General features: G+C 72.2%; 12 protein-coding genes. 3 read left to right on the forward strand and 9 right to left on the reverse strand.

The window, feature by feature from the left end:
- Nucleotides 1-26 precede the first annotated feature (26 nt).
- Nucleotides 27-1,901 (reverse strand): AMP-dependent synthetase/ligase, encoded by a 1,875-nt coding sequence (locus tag RH94_RS06465; protein ID WP_073946738.1) that lies wholly within the window; start codon nucleotides 1,899-1,901, stop codon nucleotides 27-29.
- 285 nt (nucleotides 1,902-2,186) lie between these two features.
- On the reverse strand, nucleotides 2,187-4,055 hold the full coding sequence (gene lepA, locus RH94_RS06470) for a translation elongation factor 4 (protein WP_073946680.1): 1,869 nt from the start codon (nucleotides 4,053-4,055) through the stop codon (nucleotides 2,187-2,189).
- A gap of 221 nt (nucleotides 4,056-4,276) precedes the next feature.
- Here lepA and rpsT point away from each other — a divergent pair, with 221 nt between their 5' ends.
- Nucleotides 4,277-4,543 (forward strand): 30S ribosomal protein S20, encoded by a 267-nt coding sequence (rpsT, locus tag RH94_RS06475; RefSeq protein WP_073946681.1) that lies wholly within the window; start codon nucleotides 4,277-4,279, stop codon nucleotides 4,541-4,543.
- 228 nt (nucleotides 4,544-4,771) lie between these two features.
- Here rpsT and holA read toward each other — a convergent pair whose 3' ends face one another.
- The 7 genes from holA to leuS form a co-directional block, all read right to left on the reverse strand.
- Entirely contained in the window at nucleotides 4,772-5,761 is a 990-nt protein-coding gene (gene holA / locus RH94_RS06480; protein WP_199880882.1) for a DNA polymerase III subunit delta, read from the reverse strand.
- Nucleotides 5,762-5,823: 62 nt separating this feature from the next.
- Nucleotides 5,824-6,069, reverse strand: coding sequence for a hypothetical protein (locus tag RH94_RS06485; protein ID WP_073946739.1), 246 nt, complete (start codon nucleotides 6,067-6,069; stop codon nucleotides 5,824-5,826).
- Nucleotides 6,070-6,121: 52 nt separating this feature from the next.
- On the reverse strand, nucleotides 6,122-8,716 hold the full coding sequence (locus RH94_RS06490; RefSeq protein ID WP_079188922.1) for a ComEC/Rec2 family competence protein: 2,595 nt from the start codon (nucleotides 8,714-8,716) through the stop codon (nucleotides 6,122-6,124).
- Nucleotides 8,713-9,924 (reverse strand): ComEA family DNA-binding protein, encoded by a 1,212-nt coding sequence (locus RH94_RS06495; RefSeq protein WP_073946684.1) that lies wholly within the window; start codon nucleotides 9,922-9,924, stop codon nucleotides 8,713-8,715. Before RH94_RS06495 ends, RH94_RS06490 begins: the two co-directional genes overlap by 4 nt.
- 96 nt (nucleotides 9,925-10,020) lie before the next feature.
- A complete protein-coding gene (locus tag RH94_RS06500) occupies nucleotides 10,021-10,866 on the reverse strand; it encodes a DegV family protein (protein ID WP_073946685.1) in 846 nt (281 codons plus the stop codon).
- Nucleotides 10,867-10,967: 101 nt separating this feature from the next.
- Nucleotides 10,968-11,696, reverse strand: a complete 729-nt coding sequence (locus RH94_RS06505) for a hypothetical protein (RefSeq protein WP_073946686.1) — start codon at nucleotides 11,694-11,696, stop codon at nucleotides 10,968-10,970.
- Nucleotides 11,697-11,839: 143 nt separating this feature from the next.
- The gene (gene leuS, locus RH94_RS06510; protein WP_073946687.1) at nucleotides 11,840-14,713 is read right to left on the reverse strand and encodes a leucine--tRNA ligase; all 2,874 of its coding nucleotides are present in this window, start codon (nucleotides 14,711-14,713) and stop codon (nucleotides 11,840-11,842) included.
- 561 nt (nucleotides 14,714-15,274) lie between these two features.
- Between leuS and RH94_RS06515 the strand changes: the two genes are divergently transcribed.
- Both RH94_RS06515 and RH94_RS06520 read left to right on the forward strand, forming a co-directional pair.
- Nucleotides 15,275-16,519 (forward strand): ferric reductase-like transmembrane domain-containing protein, encoded by a 1,245-nt coding sequence (locus RH94_RS06515; RefSeq protein WP_107428637.1) that lies wholly within the window; start codon nucleotides 15,275-15,277, stop codon nucleotides 16,517-16,519.
- Complete coding sequence (locus tag RH94_RS06520) at nucleotides 16,516-18,126, forward strand: NADH-quinone oxidoreductase subunit NuoF family protein (RefSeq protein WP_073946688.1); 1,611 nt, start codon at nucleotides 16,516-16,518, stop codon at nucleotides 18,124-18,126. Before RH94_RS06515 ends, RH94_RS06520 begins: the two co-directional genes overlap by 4 nt.
- Nucleotides 18,127-18,143 lie beyond the last annotated feature (17 nt).

The raw sequence follows: 18,143 nt of genomic DNA on the forward strand, positions 1-18,143 counted from the left end.
GGGGCCCGGCCGCGCCGGCACGGCGGCTACGACTCGCGCGTGCCCGTGTACATCTCGTCGATCAGGTGCTTGTACTCGCGCTCCACCACGGGCCGCTTCAGCTTCAGGCTCGGGGTGATCTCGCCGTGCTCGACGTCGAGGTCGCGCGGCAGCAGGCGGAACTTCTTGATGGTCTGCCAGCGCTGCAGGCCCTCGTTGAGCTGCCTGACGTAGCCGTCGACCATCTCCACCGTCCGCGGCGCGGCGACGACCTCGGCGTAGGACTTGCCCTCCAGGCCGTTCTCCTTGGCCCACTCCAGGACGGCGGCCTCGTCGAGGGCGATGAGGGCGGTGCAGAAGTTCCGGTCGGCGCCGTGCACGAGGATGTTGGAGACGTAGGGGCACACGGCCTTGAACCGGCCCTCGACCTCGGCGGGCGCGATGTACTTGCCGCCGGAGGTCTTGATGAGGTCCTTCTTGCGGTCGGTGATGCGCAGATAGCCGTCCGGGGAGAGCTCGCCGATGTCGCCGGTGTGGAACCAGCCGTCGGCCTCCAGGACCTCGGCGGTCTTCTCGGGCAGCTTGTGGTAGCCCTCCATGATGCCGGGGCCGCGCAGCAGGATCTCGCCGTCGTCGGCGATGCGGACCTCGGTGCCGGGCAGCGGCTTGCCGACGGTGCCGGTGCGGTAGGCCTCGCCGGGGTTGACGAAGGAGGCGGCGGAGGACTCGGTGAGGCCGTAGCCCTCCAGGATGTGGATGCCGGCGCCGGCGAAGAAGTAGCCGATCTCCGGGGCGAGGGCGGCGCTGCCCGAGACGCAGGCGCGCAGCCGGCCGCCGAAGGCCTCGCGGATCTTGGCGTAGACGAGCGTGTCGGCGACCTTGTGCTGGGCGGCCAGGCCGAAGGGCGCGGAGCGGGTGCCGGTGCGCTTGAAGTTGTCCTGGGTGACCTCGGCGTACTCGCGGGCGACCTCGGCGGCCCACTGGAAGATCTTGTACTTGGCCGCGCCGCCCGCGCGGGCCTTGGCGGCGACGCCGTTGTAGACCTTCTCGAAGATGCGCGGGACGGCCGCCATGTAGGTGGGTCGGACGACCGGCAGATTCTCGATGATCTTGTCGACGCGGCCGTCGACGGCGGTGACGTGCCCGACCTCGATCTGGCCGGAGGTGAGGACCTTGCCGAAGACGTGGGCGAGCGGCAGCCACAGGTACTGCACGTCGTCGGCGCCGACCAGACCGGTGGCGGCGATGGCCTTGGCCATGTACGACCAGTTGTCGTGCGGCAGCCGGACGCCCTTGGGGCGGCCGGTGGTGCCGGAGGTGTAGATGAGGGTGGCGAGCTGGTCCTTGGTGATCGCGCCGACCCGCTCCTTGATCAGCGAGGGGTGCTGCTCCAGGTGGGCGGCGCCGCGGCTCTCCAGCTCGGCGAGGGTGAGCACCCAGTCGTCCGTCTCGACGCCGGCCGGGTCGATGACCACGACGTGGTGCAGCTCGGGCAGCTCGGCCCGCTTCTCCCGCACCTTGGCCAGCTGGCCGGCGTCCTCCGCGATGAGGACCCTGCTGCCGGAGTCGGAGAGGATGAACGCGGACTCGTCCGTGTTGGTCTGCGGGTAGACGGTGGTCGTGGCGGCGCCCGCGCACATGATGCCGAGGTCGGCGAGCAACCACTCCACGCGGGTGGAGGAGGCGAGCGCGACCCGCTCCTCGGGCCGCACGCCCAGTTCGACGAGTCCGGCCGCGATCGCGTGGACCCGCTCGGCGGACTGCGCCCAGCTCAGCGACTTCCAGTCGTCCGGTCCCTCGCCGGAGGCGGGGGGTACGGGGTAGCGGTAGGCCTCGGCGTCCGGCGTGGCCGCCACGCGCTCCAGGAAGAGGGCCGCCACGGACGGCGGACGGTTCTCGATCAGGTTCTGTGCGTCGCTCACGACATCCTCCGGGGCCCGCGACATCGCGGCTGGCTCAGGTGCGGCTGGGTTGACTCACGGGGGGTTCAGGACGGGGTGGTTCGGACTACTGTTTAACTCACGAGTAACTACCGGGCAGGCATCAGCGTAAAGGGCTCCCGGCCACCGCGTAAGGGGCTGTGGCCTGTCGCTTCCCACAGAGCGTCCTGCGGAGTGCTACCCCGCATACGTGCGGAGCCCGCCGCACTTGGGTGCGACGGGCCCGATTCCACCCGGTTCGCCGCGGTGGCGGCGGCCGGTGGGCGACTACTTCTTGCCCTTGCCCGATCCCGCGCTGTCGTCGCTGGAGAGCACCGCGATGAAGGCCTCCTGCGGAACCTCCACGGAGCCCACCATCTTCATGCGCTTCTTGCCCTCCTTCTGCTTCTCCAGCAGCTTCCGCTTGCGGGAGATGTCACCGCCGTAGCACTTGGCGAGGACGTCCTTGCGGATGGCGCGGATGGTCTCGCGGGCGATCACGCGGGAGCCGATGGCGGCCTGGACGGGCACCTCGAAGCTCTGCCGCGGGATGAGCTCCTTGAGCTTGCCGACGAGCCGCACGCCGTACGCGTACGCCTGCTCCTTGTGGGTGATCGCCGAGAAGGCGTCCACCTTGTCGCCGTGCAGCAGGATGTCGACCTTGACGAGCGAGCTGCTCTGCTCGCCCGTGGGCTCGTAGTCCAGCGACGCGTATCCGCGGGTCTTGGACTTCAGCTGGTCGAAGAAGTCGAAGACGATCTCGGCGAGCGGGAGGGTGTAGCGGATCTCGACGCGGTCCTCGGAGAGGTAGTCCATGCCGAGGAGGGTGCCGCGGCGGGTCTGGCACAGCTCCATGATCGCGCCGATGAACTCGGTGGGCGCGAGGATCGTGGCCCGCACCATCGGCTCGTAGACCTCCGCGAGCTTGCCCTCGGGGAACTCGCTGGGGTTGGTGACCGTGTGCTCGGTGCCGTCCTCCATGAGCACGCGGTAGACCACGTTGGGGGCGGTGGCGATCAGGTCGAGGCCGAACTCGCGCTCGAGCCGCTCGCGGATCACGTCCAGGTGGAGCAGGCCGAGGAAACCGACGCGGAAGCCGAAGCCGAGGGCGGCGGAGGTCTCCGGCTCGTAGACCAGGGCGGCGTCGTTGAGCTGCAGCTTGTCCAGCGCCTCGCGCAGCTCCGGGTAGTCGGAGCCGTCCAGCGGGTACAGGCCCGAGAAGACCATCGGCTTGGGCTCCTTGTAGCCGCCCAGCGGCTCCTCGGCACCCTTGGACTGGCTGGTGACGGTGTCACCGACCTTGGACTGGCGGACGTCCTTCACACCGGTGATCAGGTAGCCCACCTCGCCGACGCCGAGGCCGTCGGCGGGCAGCATCTCGGGCGAGTTGGTGCCGATCTCCAGCAGCTCGTGCGTGGCGCCGGTGGACATCATCCGGATCCGCTCGCGCTTGTTGAGCTGACCGTCGATGACACGGACGTACGTCACGACGCCCCGGTAGGAGTCGTAGACCGAGTCGAAGATCATCGCGCGGGCGGGGGCGTCGGCGACGCCGACCGGCGCCGGGATCTCCTGAACCACCCGGTCGAGCAGCGCCTCGACGCCCAGGCCGGTCTTCGCGGAGACCTTCAGCACGTCGTCGGGGTCGCAGCCGACCAGGTTGGCCAGCTCCTCGGCGAACTTCTCCGGCTGCGCGGCCGGCAGGTCGATCTTGTTGAGCACCGGGATGATCGTGAGGTCGTTCTCCATCGCCAGGTAGAGGTTGGCGAGGGTCTGGGCCTCGATCCCCTGGGCCGCGTCGACGAGGAGGATGGTCCCCTCACAGGCGGCGAGCGACCGCGACACCTCGTAGGTGAAGTCGACGTGACCCGGGGTGTCGATCATGTTGAGGATGTGCGTGTTGCCGGGTTCGTGGGTGGGGGCCCACGGCAGACGCACCGCCTGGGACTTGATCGTGATGCCGCGCTCGCGCTCGATGTCCATGCGGTCGAGGTACTGGGCGCGCATCTGCCGCTGCTCGACCACGCCGGTGAGCTGGAGCATCCGGTCGGCGAGCGTGGACTTGCCGTGGTCGATGTGAGCGATGATGCAGAAATTGCGGATCAGAGCCGGGTCGGTGCGGCTCGGCTCGGGCACGTTGTCAGGGGTCGCGGGCACGCAAGGTCCTGTTTCTTGAGGCGCCTTATGCCTCGGGTCGGATCGATACGTAGTCTCCATGGTCCCACGGGTGGGGGACCGGTGACCGGTTTGGGCCGTCCGACGGGCCACTGGTAGCGTGGGGGGCTGTGTCTCATGCCCTCTCCGCACGAGGCACACCTCAAGAAATCACCGGTGCGGGACCCGTGCGGCCCCGTACCAGAACCTGAAAAGGCTCATTCGTGGCGAACATCAAGTCCCAGATCAAGCGGAACAAGACCAACGAGAAGGCCCGGCTGCGCAACAAGGCCGTCAAGTCCTCTCTGAAGACCGCGATCCGCAAGGCCCGCGAGGCCGCTGCCGCGGGTGACGTCGAGAAGGCCACCGAGCTGCAGCGCGTTGCCGCGCGTCAGCTCGACAAGGCCGTCTCGAAGGGCGTCATCCACAAGAACGCCGCCGCCAACAAGAAGTCGGCGCTGTCGACCAAGGTCGCGTCCCTCAAGGGCTGAACTCTTCCTTGATCTGACGCCGGAAGGACCCCGGGCGGGCCCTCTCTCATCCGCCCCCGACCGGCGCCCCGGATCCGCGCGCGGCCTGCGTTCGCCACGCGGGCGCGGATCCACCCAGCGTGAATCGAAGACCCCGGAGCCGTTCCCTTTCCCCAGGGAAGGCACCGGGGTCTTCGGTCTGTACGCGCCTTGGTGGGTACGCGCCCTGGTGGGTACGCGCCTTCCTGGTCAGGCCCTGCCCCGGGAGCGGGCCGCGCGGGCGATGGCCACCACCGCCTTCTCCAGGGCGTACTCGGGGTCGTCGCCGCCGCCCTTCACCCCGGCGTCGGCCTCGGCCACGGCACGGAGGGCGACGGCCACCCCGTCCGGGGTCCAGCCGCGCATCTGCTGGCGGACGCGGTCGATCTTCCACGGGGGCATGCCGAGTTCTCGCGCGAGGTCGGCCGGACGGCCACCGCGCGCGGAGGACAGCTTTCCGATCGCCCGCACGCCCTGGGCGAGCGCGCTGGTGATCATCACCGGGGCCACACCGGTCGCGAGCGACCAGCGCAGCGCCTCCAGGGCCTCCGCCGCCCGCCCCTCGACGGCCCGGTCGGCGACCGTGAAGCTGGAGGCCTCGGCCCGCCCGGTGTAGTAGCGGCCGACGACGGCCTCGTCGATCGTGCCCTCGACGTCGGCGACCAGTTGTGCCGCCGCCGAGGCCAGCTCCCGCAGATCGCTGCCGATCGCGTCGACCAGCGCCTGGCACGCCTCCGGCGTGGCCGACCGCCCGAGCCCGCGGAACTCGCCCCGGACGAAGGCGAGCCGGTCGGCGGGCTTGGTCATCTTCGGGCAGGCCACCTCCCGCGCCCCCGCCTTGCGCGCGGCGTCCAGCAGCCCCTTGCCCTTGGCCCCGCCCGCGTGCAGCAGCACGAGCGTGATCTCCTCGGCGGGCGCTCCCAGATACGCCTTCACGTCCTTGACCGTGTCGGCCGACAGGTCCTGCGCATTGCGCACGACCACGACCTTGCGCTCCGCGAAGAGCGACGGACTGGTCAGCTCGGCGAGCGTGCCGGGCTGCAACTGGTCCGGGGTGAGGTCCCGTACGTCCGTGTCGGCATCGGCGGCCCTGGCGGCGGCCACCACGTCCCGCACGGCACGGTCGAGCAGCAGCTCCTCCTGTCCCACGGCGAGCGTCACCGGGGCGAGGGGGTCGTCGTTCGCAGTCTTCCTGGCCATCGCGACAAGCATCCCACGGACCGCTGACAACGCCGCGGGGCACCGGGCGCGCCTACACGGCCCTACGGCTCTTCCCGCCAGCCCTCCCACTCCCCCGCGAGCGCGTCCAGCGCCCCCGGATCCAGCCGCCCCTCCTCGTCCCGCAGGACGACGAGCCACTGCGCGTCCTCGGCGTCGTCCTCCCCGGCCAGCGCGTCGCGGACGATCCGCGGCTCCTCGTCGACCGCGAACCGCTCCCCGAGCGCCTCCACCACCTCCTCCGCGGCATCCCGGTCGGGCAGCACCAGCACATGTCTCACATCACTCACGCCGACATTCTCGGACACCCGGACCGGCCCTCCTCAGCCCCTCAGTAGCCCCTCAGTCCCGCGCCACCCGCAGCCCCGTGCCCGCGCCGGTCACCGCGAGCGCGCCGTCCCGGTCCGTGCGCAGCACCATCGCGCCCTCCGCGCGCAGCGCGGCGACGGTGGCGGGAGCCGGGTGCCCGTACGAGTTGTCCGCGCCGCAGGAGACCAGTGCCAGGCGCGGGGCCACCACCCGTATCAGGTCCGGGCTCTGGTACGCCGAGCCGTGGTGGGCGACTTTCAACACGTCCACGTTCGCTAGTCGTGCGATCGCCGGGGAGTGCAACAGCCGCTGCTGGGCCGGTGGTTCGAGGTCGCCGAGGAGCAGCAGCCTCATACCGCCGGAGCGGACGAGCAGCGTCACGCTGGCGTCGTTGGGGCCGTCCGGGTCCGGTGCCGGGGGCGGCGGTGGCCACAGCACCTGCCAGGTCAGGTCACCGGTGCCGCGCTCCTCCCCGGCGACGGCGTGGAGGAGCGGAATGCCGCGGTCGGCCGCCTCCTTCCGTACGAACTCGGCCTGTTGCGCCGGTTCTTCGTACCCGGTCGTCTCGATCGCGCCCACCGAGCGTCCCCGCAGTACGCCGCGCAGGCCGGCCACGTGGTCGGCGTGGAAGTGGGTCAGCACGACCAGCGGGACCCTGGTGATGCCGAGCGCCCGCAGACAGCGGTCCACCAGCGTCGCGTCGGGTCCGGCGTCCACGACCACCCCCGCGTCCCGGCCCGCCGCGAGCACCGTCGCGTCGCCCTGCCCCACGTCGCACATCGCGAACCGCCAGCCCGGCGGCGGCCAGCCGGTGACCACCCGGGTCAGCGGCGGCGGCTGCACGATCACCAGCAGAAGCAGTGCCCCGCAGACCGCGCAGAGCCAGGGGCGTCCGAGGAGCCACCGGCCCGTGAGCACGGCCGCCACCGTGACCAGGCCCAGCAGCAGCGCCCCCGTCCAGCTGTCCGGCCAGTCCACTCCCCCGCCCGGCTGGGCCGCTCCCGTCCGGGCCACCTTCGCAAGCCATCCGGTCGGCCAACTCGCGCTCCAGGCAAGCGCCTTCGCCACCGGCATCGCGACCGGTGCCATCGTCAGCGCGGCGAAGCCCAGTACCGTGGCGGGCGCGATCGCGACCTCCGCGAGGAGGTTGCACGGCACCGCGACCAGGCTCACCCGGGCCGACAGCACGGCCACGACCGGCGCGCACAGCGCCTGTGCGGCGGCCGCCGCGGCCAGCGCCTCGGCCAGGCGGGCGGGCACCCGGCGCCGTCGCAGCGCCGCGCTCCAGCGGGGTGCGAGCGTGAGCAGGGCGCCGGTGGCCAGCACCGACAGCAGGAAGCCGTAACTGCGGGACAGCCACGGGTCGTAGAGCACCAGCAGCAGTACGGCGGTCGCCAGGGCGGGCAGCAGCGATCTGCGGCGCCCGGTCGCGAGGGCGAGCAGTGCCACCGCTCCGCAGGCCGCGGCCCGCAGCACGCTCGGGTCGGGCCTGCACACGACGACGAAGCCCAGGGTGAGCGCCGCGCCGGCCAGCGCGGTGGTCCGCAGCGGGAGGCCGAGGTGCGGCGCGAGGCCGCGGCGTTCGGCGTACTGGGCCAGGCCGGGTGGTCCGACGAGCAGGGCGAGGAGGATCGTGAGGTTGCTCCCGGAGACGGCCAGGGTGTGTGCGAGGTCCGTCGCCTTGAAGGCTTCGTCCAGTTCGGGAGTGATCCGCGAGGTGTCCCCGACGACCAGGCCCGGCAGCAGTGCCCGCGCGTCCGCCGGCAGGCCGTCGGTCGCCTCCCGCAGCCCCGCCCGCAGCCGGCCGGCCAGCCGCTGTGGTCCGGACGGCTCCGCCACCACCTCGGGCGCCGCCCGGTCCCGGACCCGCAGCACCGCCGCGATCCGGTCGCCGCCCGTCAGCGGGGGCGCCAGCCGCGCGGTCACTCTCAGCCGCGTGGACGGCAGCAGGCCGAGCCAGGGCGAGCGCTGCGGCGTTCGCGAGCCGGTGCTGACCAGGACCAGCACCGGAGCCCGGGTCGCCATGGCCGCTGCCGCTCCACCCGCCCGCTCGACGCGCCGCACCTCGGCGTTCATCAGCACGGAGGTCGGTGCCACGTGGTCGCCGCGGACCCGGGGGCGGGTGAGGCGGGGGTCGGACGTCAGCTCCACCTCGGCGGTCACCGTGGCGTACTGCCGCGCCAGGGCGGGCACCGGCCCGCGCCGTACGTCCGCGCCGTGCAGCCCGGCGGAGACGGCGGCCGCCGCGGAGGCGAGCAGCACGGCGGCGGCGGAGGCACGCGCCCAGGTCCGTTCGGCGGGAAGGCCGGGCAGGCGTCCGCGTCCTGGGTGCCATCGACGATGCCATCGACGATGTCGTCGGCCGAGCAGGAGTGCGGCGGCTGCGGCGAGGCAGGCGGTCACGAAGCCGGTCACCCGGCCCGTGGGGGCGTCCAGCGCGAGTGCGGCCGTCGCCCAGGCCGCGAGCGCGGGCGGGACGAGCCGGAGGTCTGCCGGTCCTTCCTGTCGTGGGTGGGCGGCTCCGAGCCGTTTGCCGGAGGCGGCGTGCACCGCTGGGCGGACGGGGCGGTCATGGGCGGGGCGGTCAAGGACCGTGGGGCCGCGCGGGTCGTCGGGTTTCCGGTTCATGGGCCGACCAGGCCCCGCAGATCGGCGAACCGGCGCTCGCCGATACCGCTGACCTCACGCAACTGGTCCACCGAGCGGAAGCCGCCGTGCTGCGTGCGGTAGTCGATGATGCGGCGGGCCAGCACGGGGCCGACGCCGGGGAGGGTCTGCAACTGCTCCGCGGTGGCCGTGTTGAGGGAGACGAGGGCCGTGGGAGCACCCGCCGCGCCCGCACCCGCCGCTCCGGCGGCGCCCGTGCCGGGCGGGGCGGGGTCCGCGGCCGGGGCCGGGCCGCCGACGACGACCTGTTCACCGTCCACGAGGAAGCGGGCCCGGTTGAGGCCGTCGGTGTCGGTGCCGGGGCGCACCCCGCCGGCCGCCCTCAGCGCGTCGGCGACCCGCGACCCGGCCGGCAGGCGCTGGATTCCGGGGTGCCGGACCTTGCCGCTGACGTCCACCACGATCTCCGTGCCGGCCGGGACAGGGGCGTTCGGTGAAGTGACCGGCGCCGCGACGGAGGTGTCCCTGCCCTCCACCGGGCCCTGACGGGGAGCCACGGCCCGTACCAGCTCGGGCGCTTGGACGGGCTGGGTGCGGCCGGTCCAGAAGTGCTGGGCGGCGAGAATCGCGGCAACGGCGAGCAGCGCCGTGAGTGCCACCACGTTCCTGCGTTCCAGCCCGCACCGCGCCTGCAGCCACAACGGCATCCGCTCCCGCACCGCACCCGCGACCCGTCCCCGCCAGGACGGCTCCACGGCGATCAGCTCCGCCGAGCCCTCCTTGCTCCCCTCGGCAGGGCCGATCCCGGCCACGGCAGGGGGATCCGCGCCGACCACGGCAGGTGCGCCCCTGCCGGTCACGCCGATCGGGCCCGCGCCAACCGGCACAGCCGGGCTCGGGAGGTGGTGCCCGGCGGCCCCGGGCCTGGTGCCGGCTTTGTCGTCCTCCGGGTCCGGGGTGGCCCAGGACGGTGTGGGCCGGCCGGACCGGGCCGGCGGTGCCGGGTGCGGGCCGGGCTTGGGTTTCTCCGCGGTTTCCGGGGGGCCGGTTCCCGACTCCCCCGCCCTTGCCGCGTGTTCGGCGAAGAGGGACCGTGCGCGTCGGCGCAGTTCCTCGGCCGAGGCGTGGCGGGCCGGCCTGCGGCGGTGGCGGGCGCGGCCGTCCGAGGCGGGGGCGCGGCCCGGGCCGCTGGTCGCTGTGGAGGTACGTGAGCGTGATCGAAGTGCCATGCGAGGAGCATCGGGCAACCCGGCACCTTCGCGATGATCTTGCTTGATTCTCGGGGATTACCGCCCAGTTGTGGACAACTCCGTCACCCGGACGAGTTACCGGAGCGAGACCACGACCCCCAGCAGCCCCGGCCCGGTGTGCGCGCCGATCACCGCCCCGACCTCGCTGACGTGCAGGTCGGCCAGCCCGGACACCCGGGTGCGCAGCCGGTCCGCGAGGGCCGACGCCCGGTCGGGGGCGGCGAGATGGTGGACCGCGATGTCCACGTCGGCGCCGCCCGCGCGCTCGGCCACGATCTCCTCCAGCCGGGCGATCGCCTTCGAGGCGGTGCGGACCTTCTCCAGCGGTTCGATACGGCCGCCCTGCAACTGCAGCAGCGGTTTCACCGCGAGCGCGGAACCGAGCAGCGCCTGCGCCGCGCCGATGCGGCCGCCGCGGCGCAGATAGTCGAGCGTGTCGACGTAGAAGAACGCGGAGGTTCCCCCGGCACGCTTCTCCGCGGCCGTGACCGCCTCGTCCACCGTGCCGTCGGCCTCGGCGACCTCGGCCGCGGCCAGGGCGCAGAAGCCGAGCGCCATCGCGATCATCCCGGTGTCCACCACCCGTACCGGTACCGGCGCCTCGCGCGCGGCGAGCACCGCGGCGTCGTAGGTGCCGGAGAGCTCCGCGGACAGGTGCAGGGAGACGATGCCGCTCGCGCCGGACTCCGCGACCCTGCGGTAGGTCTCGGCGAACAGCTCGGGGCTGGGGCGCGAGGTGGTGACGGGCCGCCGCTTCTGCAGCGCCTGGGCGAGTGAACGCGTCGAGATCTCGGTGCCCTCTTCGAGCGCCCGGTCGCCGAGGACCACGGTCAGCGGAACCGCGGTGATGCCGTGGCGCTCCATCGTCCGCGGCGGCAGGTAGGCCGTTGAATCGGTGACGATCGCGACATGGCGGGACATGAGCTGGAGGTTACCTGTCGTAGTGCCGCGACGGCAGCCCAGCCCCTTCTCCGCGGGTCACGTGTGGCCGGTTCATGCCGCGATCACGTCGATCACGTCGATCACGTCGTGCTCTCGGGGCGGGCCTTCTTCTGCCAGGGGTAGGAGGGACGGCGGCCCGGCGGGGTGATGGCGGGCCGGGCCGGCTCCTGGCCGGAGGCCTGCCGCGGGGTTTCGGGCGAGGTCCGCGGGCCCGCTCCGGCGGCCGGGGGCGCGGGCCGGGGTCCCGGCGCGGTCGGCGGCTCGGCCTCGGTCCAGTGGCGCAGCGCGCCGGCCTCCACGTCGATCTGGGCGCTCAGCGCGTCCAGATCGTCGTCGGCGAAGCGGCGGGCGCGGTCGCGGGCGGCCCAGCGCAGGGAGTCGGCCGATTCCGTGATGCGCCGGGTGCGCTCGCGCAGGACGGGGAGCCGCTCGGCGAGCGTCCTACGGTCCGGCTCGGCCTCCAGTCGCCTGAGCTCGCCGTCCAGTTCGTGTCCGTGCGCGCTGAGGCGCTCGAACAGGGCGACGGACTCCTTGAGGGACTCGTCCTCGCGCACGCCCGCGTCCAGGGCGTCCTGCGTGGCGCGCATGGAGGTGCGCAGGGTGAGCCGGAGCTGGGCCAGTTCGCCCGCCGGGCCGGGCTGGGCGAGGGACTTGGCCCGCAGGGTGTGGTCCTCGACCGTGCGGCGGGCCTGGGTGAGGGTGCGGTCCACCCCGCGCCTGGCGGCGCCGACCACCTTCACCGTGGCGTAGACGCCGAGGGCCAGGAAAAGCACGAAGAGCAGGGTGAAGACGGTGATGACAGCTTCCACGGCGCTCCTCCTCCGGCTGCGGCGGCCCGGGTCGCGCCGCTCCTCCACGGTAAACGCAACGGGCAGGTCCCGGGTTCCGGACGAACCCCGAACCTGCCCGTAGGGGACTACCCCGAGGCGCTCACGCCCCGGCCCTCACGCGGTCACGCCGGCACGATGTTGACCAGCTTCGGCGCCCGGACGATCACCTTGCGGACGCCCGCGCCGCCGAGCGCCGCGACGATCCTCTCGTCGGCCAGCGCGGCCTTCTCCAGCTCCTCCTCCGTGATGGACGGGGAGACCTCCAGGCGCGCCTTGACCTTGCCCTTGATCTGCACGACGCAGGTCACGGCCTCGTCCACGACGTACGCCGGGTCGGCGACGGGGAAGTCCTGGTGGACGACGGAGCCGGTGTGGCCCAGCTTGCGCCACAGCTCCTCGGCGATGTGCGGGGCCAGCGGCGCGACCATCAGCACCAGCGGCTCGGCGACGGAGCGCGGCACGGCGCCCGACGCCTTGGTCAGGTGGTTGTTCAGCTCGGTGACCTTGGCGATGGCGGTGTTGAAGCGCAGGCCCTCCAGGTCCTGGCGGACGCCGTCGATCGCCTTGTGCAGGGCGCGCAGCGTCGCCTCGTCGGGCTCGGCGTCGACGACGGTGACCTCGCCGGTGGTCTCGTCGACGATGTTGCGCCACAGCCGCTGCAGCAGCCGGAACTGGCCCACCACCGCGCGCGTGTCCCACGGCCGGGAGACGTCCAGCGGGCCCATGGCCATCTCGTACAGGCGCAGCGTGTCGGCCCCGTACTCGGCGCAGATCTCGTCCGGGGTGACGGCGTTCTTCAGGGACTTGCCCATCTTGCCCAGCAGCCGGGAGACCTTCTCGCCCTGGTGGTAGTAGGCGCCGTCGCGCTCCTCCACCTCGGCGGCGGGCACCGCGATGCCGCGGCCGTCCCGGTAGACGTAGGCCTGGATCATGCCCTGGTTGAACAGCTTGTGGAACGGCTCCGCGGAGGAGACGTGCCCCAGGTCGTACAGGACCTTGGACCAGAAGCGCGCGTACAGCAGGTGCAGCACGGCGTGCTCGGCGCCGCCGACGTACAGGTCGACGCCGCCGTGCGGCATGCCCTCGCGCGGGCCCATCCAGTAGCGCTCGATCTCCGGGTCGACCAGCTGCCGGTCGTTGTGCGGGTCCAGGTAGCGGAACTCGTACCAGCAGGAACCGGCCCAGTTGGGCATGGTGTTGGTCTCGCGGCGGTACTTCTTCGGCCCGTCGCCCAGGTCCAGGGTGACGTCGACCCACTCCTCGTTGCGCGACAGCGGCGTCTCGGGGCGGGTGTCGGCGTCGTCGGGGTCGAAGGTGCGCGGCGAGTAGTCCTCGACCTCGGGCAGCTCCAGCGGCAGCATCGACTCGGGCAGCGCGTGGGCGACGCCGTCCTCGTCGTAGACGATCGGGAAGGGCTCGCCCCAGTAGCGCTGGCGGCTGAACAGCCAGTCGCGCAGGCGGAAGTTGACGGTGCCCTCGCCGATGCCCTTGCGCTCCAGCCACTCCGTGATGCGCGCCTTGGCGTCGACGACGCCCAGGCCGTCCAGCCTCACGTGGTCGCCGACGGAGTTGACGATCTTCGCGTCGTACGACACGAAGGCGTCGTCCCAGGTCGAGGGGTCCGTGCCGCGGCCGTCACTCGGCTCCACGACGCAGCGCATCGGCAGCTCGAAGGCGCGCGCGAAGGCGAAGTCGCGGGAGTCGTGCGCCGGGACGGCCATGATCGCGCCGGTGCCGTAGCCCATCAGGACGTAGTCGGCGATGAAGACCGGGATCTGCTCGCCGTTGACCGGGTTGGTCGCGAAGGCGCCGGTGAAGACGCCGGTCTTGTCCTTGGCCTCGGCCTGGCGTTCGACGTCGGACTTGGAGGCGGCCTGCGCGCGGTAGGCGGCGACGGCCTCGGCGGGGGTGGCGTGGCCGCCGGTCCACACCTCGTGCGTGCCCTCGGGCCAGGCGGCCGGGGTGAACTTCTCCACCAGCGGGTGCTCGGGCGCCAGCACCATGTAGGTGGCGCCGAACAGGGTGTCCTGGCGGGTGGTGAAGATCGTGACGTGCTCGCCGTCGATCGGGAAGTCGACGCGGGCGCCCTCGGAGCGGCCGATCCAGTTGCGCTGCTGCAGCTTGATGGCCTCGGGCCAGTCCAGCTCCTCCAGGTCGTCCAGCAGCCGGTCGGCGTAGGCGGTGATGCGCATGTTCCACTGGCGCAGCTCGGCCTTGAAGACCGGGAAGTTGCCGCGCTCGGAACGGCCGTCGGCGGTGACCTCCTCGTTGGCCAGCACGGTGCCCAGGCCGGGGCACCAGTTGACGGGCGCGTCGGAGGCGTAGGCCAGGCGGAACCCGCCCAGGACCTCGGCGCGCTCGACGGCGCTCAGCTCGTGCCACCCGCGCGCGTGCCCCGGTACGGCGCGCTCGCCGGACTCGAACTGGGCGATCAGCCGGGAGATCGGGCGGGCCTTCTGCGCCTCGTCGTCGTACCAGGAGTTGAAGATCTGCAGGAAGATCCACTGGGTCCACTTGTAGTAGTCCGGGTCGATCGTGGCGAACGACCGGCGCTTGTCGTGGCCCAGGCCCAGCCGGCGCAGCTGGGCCTTCATGTTCTCGATGTTGGCCTCGGTGGACACACGCGGGTGCGTGCCGGTCTGCACGGCGTACTGCTCGGCGGGCAGGCCGAAGGCGTCGAAGCCCAGGGTGTGCAGGACGTTGTGGCCGGTCATCCGCTGGAACCGGGCGTAGACGTCGGTGGCGATGTAGCCCAGGGGGTGACCGACGTGCAGGCCCGCACCGGAGGGGTAAGGGAACATGTCCATGATGAACTTCTTGGGCCTGGCGACCAGCTCGGGGTCGCCGGCCAGGTCACCCTTGGGGTTCGGCGCGGCGTACGTGCCCTCGGCGTCCCAGAAGTCCTGCCAGCGTGCCTCGATCTCGGCCGCCGTGGCGGCCGTGTAGCGGTGCGGCGCTGCCACCTCGGAGGGGGCAGCGGGGTTCGTCTCGCTCATGGTCCTCAAAGCTCCATCGATCGTCTCTGCCCACGGCTGCGACTTTCGGAAATGAAAAATCCCCTCGCACAGGAGGGGACGCCGCGCCGATGCCGACCACCGGATCGATCCGGCGGCCGGGACTGATCAGCGCGGCTCGCCAAGCAGAAGGCATACAGCACGCATGGCGCCAGGGTACCGCAGTGCCGGAGCGCGTCGCGACGGGTTTTCGGAGGGGGCGCGCGTGAACAACGGCGCCCCGGGTTCCGTACCTGAGAGTTGCGAAGGTCTTGAAAAGTTGAACGACGTTCAATTGTTACCCGGCGTAACAACCGCTAAAGGACATCACAGGCCCCTCGCAGCCCGTGGTTGACAATGCAATAGCTCAAACGCCGTACCCCTCGGTATGGAGCCACTTAGAGTGCGGCAGCGGGACCGCTTTCCCGAACCGTTCGGAGTTGCCCCCATGAACCCTCGTCCTCACTGCAGCTCGCCGCCCAGGCCCGGCCCGCCGGCCTCCGGGACTGCGGCCGCTGCCGCTCTGCCGTCCATACCCCCCGCCGTGACGACGGGAGGCATGTCGTGACGACGGACCCGAATGACAGCACGCTGGACGACAGATTCCTGGAGTTCCTCAACTTCGGCGCCGGCGTCCTGTCCCTCGTCTGCCTCACCTGCTCGGTGATCTGGGGGCTCGTCGCCCAGGACCGGATCGTCCTCACCACCCGCCTGCGGATCACCGCGCAGGCCGTTCACCGAGTGACCGCGGTCTCCTCCATCGCGTTCCTCCTCGTGCACATCGTGACGAAGCTGGTGCTGGAGCACACCAGCTGGATCGCCGCGGTGATCCCCTTCGGGCTCTTCCTCACGGGCGACAATCAGATCGGCACGGCCTTCCTGATCGGCCTCGGCACCCTGGCCGCCATGCTCATGATCTTCGTCGGTGCCACCGGCGCGCTGCGCAACCGCTTCGCGTCCCCGGCGCCGGTGGCGGCACGCTGGCGGGCGATGCACATGCTGGCCTATCCGGCCTGGTGCGCGGCGCTGCTGCACGGCCTGTACGCGGGCCGGGAGGCCAAGCCGATCTTCGTGATCCTCTACAGCCTGTGCCTGCTGGGCGTCATGGCGGCCCTGGCCGTGCGCGTGGCGCCGCGCCCGGTCAAGCGCAGGATCGCCGACCGGCTGATGTCGGTCCTGGACAGCGGGGAGCGGCCCGAGCTGGACGGCCTGGAAGCGAGCCGCGCCAGGGCGTCGGAGCCCACCCTGGCGGACTACGGGAACGCGCGCGGGGCGAACCCCTCGCGTGCCGACGCGACGGGTTCCCTGCCCCGCGTTCCGCGCCCCTCCTCACCGCTGTACGACACTCCCGCGCCCGCCGCGGCCCCCGATCCCTCCTCCGGCTTCGCGGCCGCCTACCGGGCCGCCTCGCCCCCTCCGGGCGGCGGGCAGCCGGCCGACCGGGCCGCGCGCGCGAACACGCCGTTCGAGATGCAGGCCACGGAGGCGATGCCGCGCGTGGACGGCGCCGGCGGCGCGCCGGGCAGCTGGCCGATCCCCTCCCCGCCGCCCGTCGGCGAGGCGCCCCCGTCGGCCTACGATCCGCTGAACGACACGGGATACAACATCCCGACCTACAACAATCCGGGCACGAACGCGTACGGCGGACGTGATGTGTACGACACCGGTGAGACGAACGCGCCCTACGGCACGTACAACTTGGGTGACACGTACAACAGCGGTCCCGCCACAGAAACACCCCCCGGCACTTCCTACGACGCGCCGGGTTCGGGCGAACCCTGGAACACGCCTTCCGGAGGCTACAGGTGAACGAGGCCCTGCCTGACGTCCCTGAAGTCCGCGTGGTCGGTCTTCCCCAGCTCACGTCGGGCTTCGACCTTGTCGAACGTCTTGATCTGCCCATGCACCTGAAGGTGCACGGGCCGCTTGAACCGATGGGCGGCGAACAGCTCGCGCAGCTCGCCGAGGCCATCAACCTGAAGGGCCGCGGCGGCGCGGGCTTCCCCTTCCACAGGAAGCTGCGCTCGGTCGCCGAGGCGGCGATCAAACGCGGCGTACGGCCGGTCGTCGTCGTCAACGGAAGCGAGGACGAGCCGGCCTGCCGCAAGGACACGGTCCTGATCAACCGTGCCCCGCACCTCATCCTGGACGGCGCCCTGCTGGTCGCGGAGGCCCTCGGCGCCCGCACGCTCGTGGTGGGCGTCACCCGGGAGTCCACCCAGCGCTCCATGGAGGCCGCGCTCGCCGAACGCGGCCTGAGCAACAGCCGCAGGTCGGCACTGCGCGCGAGCGTGCAGCGCAATCCGGTGCGCATGGTCACGGGCGCGGCGGCCTCGCTGATCCGTTCCATCGACGGCGGCCCGGCGGTCCCTCCGGGCCGCAAGACCAGTGCCTCGCAGAACGGCGTGGGCGGCGCGCCCACGCTGCTGTCCAACGCCGAGACCTTCGCCCAGCTGGCGATCGGCGCCCGCATCGGCCCGGAGCGCTACCGCAACACCGGCCTGTACGACGAGCCGGGCACCGTCATGCTGACGGTCTCCGGCGCCGTCGCGCGCCCCATGGTGATCGAGGTCCCCACGGGCGTGCCGCTGCGCTACGTCCTCCAGCTCGCCGGCGCGCCGCCGGTGCCGCAGGGCGTGCTGACCGGCGGCTACCACGGCAAGTGGATCGACGCGGCGACCGTGAACGAGGCGATCGTCTCGCGCAACTCGCTGGACGCGGTGGGCGGTTCGCTCGGCGCCGGCGCGATTCTGCCGATCAGCCAGGAGACCTGCCCGCTCGGCGAGTCGCTGCAGGTGGCGAAGTGGCTGGCGGAGGAGAGCGCGGGCCAGTGCGGCCCCTGCTACCTCGGTCTGCCGGCCGCCGCGCGCGGGATGGAGGACATCCTGAACGGCGGCGGACCGGCCGCCCTGGAAGCCCTCAAGCAGGTCGCCAAGAACGTCAAGCGTCGCGGCGCGTGCTCGCACCCGGACGGCTCGGCGATGTTCCTGGAGTCGACCGTCAAGGCGTTCACGGACGACCTGGCCGCCCATGTCCTCGGCAACGGCTGCGGACGGCCCGTGGAGGGCGTTCTGCCGCTCTTCGAGGGGGGCAGGGCCCCTACGGGCGTCCCGGGCGGCGGCGAGGCCGAGGAGAACGGAACCAGCCGTCAGAAGATCTACGTCGACTGGACGCTGTGCCGGGGCCACGGCCTGTGCGCGGACATCCTCCCCGAGGTCTTCGAACTGGGTGCCGACGGATTCCCGACCGTCGCCCAGGCGAAGGTGCCGCGCTACGCGGAGGCCAAGGCCCTGCGTGCCGTACGCCGGTGCCCGGCGCTGGCCCTGCGCCTCGAGGAGGACACCCGCTCGCAGGCTCCGTCCCGCAACCTGCCGGTCCTCTCCCAGGGCCGCGGCCGCCGCGCCCTGGGCCGCTGAGCACGCAAAACGGCGGG

This window comes from Streptomyces kebangsaanensis (assembly GCF_001906585.1).
Classification (GTDB): Bacteria; Actinomycetota; Actinomycetes; order Streptomycetales; family Streptomycetaceae; genus Streptomyces; species Streptomyces kebangsaanensis.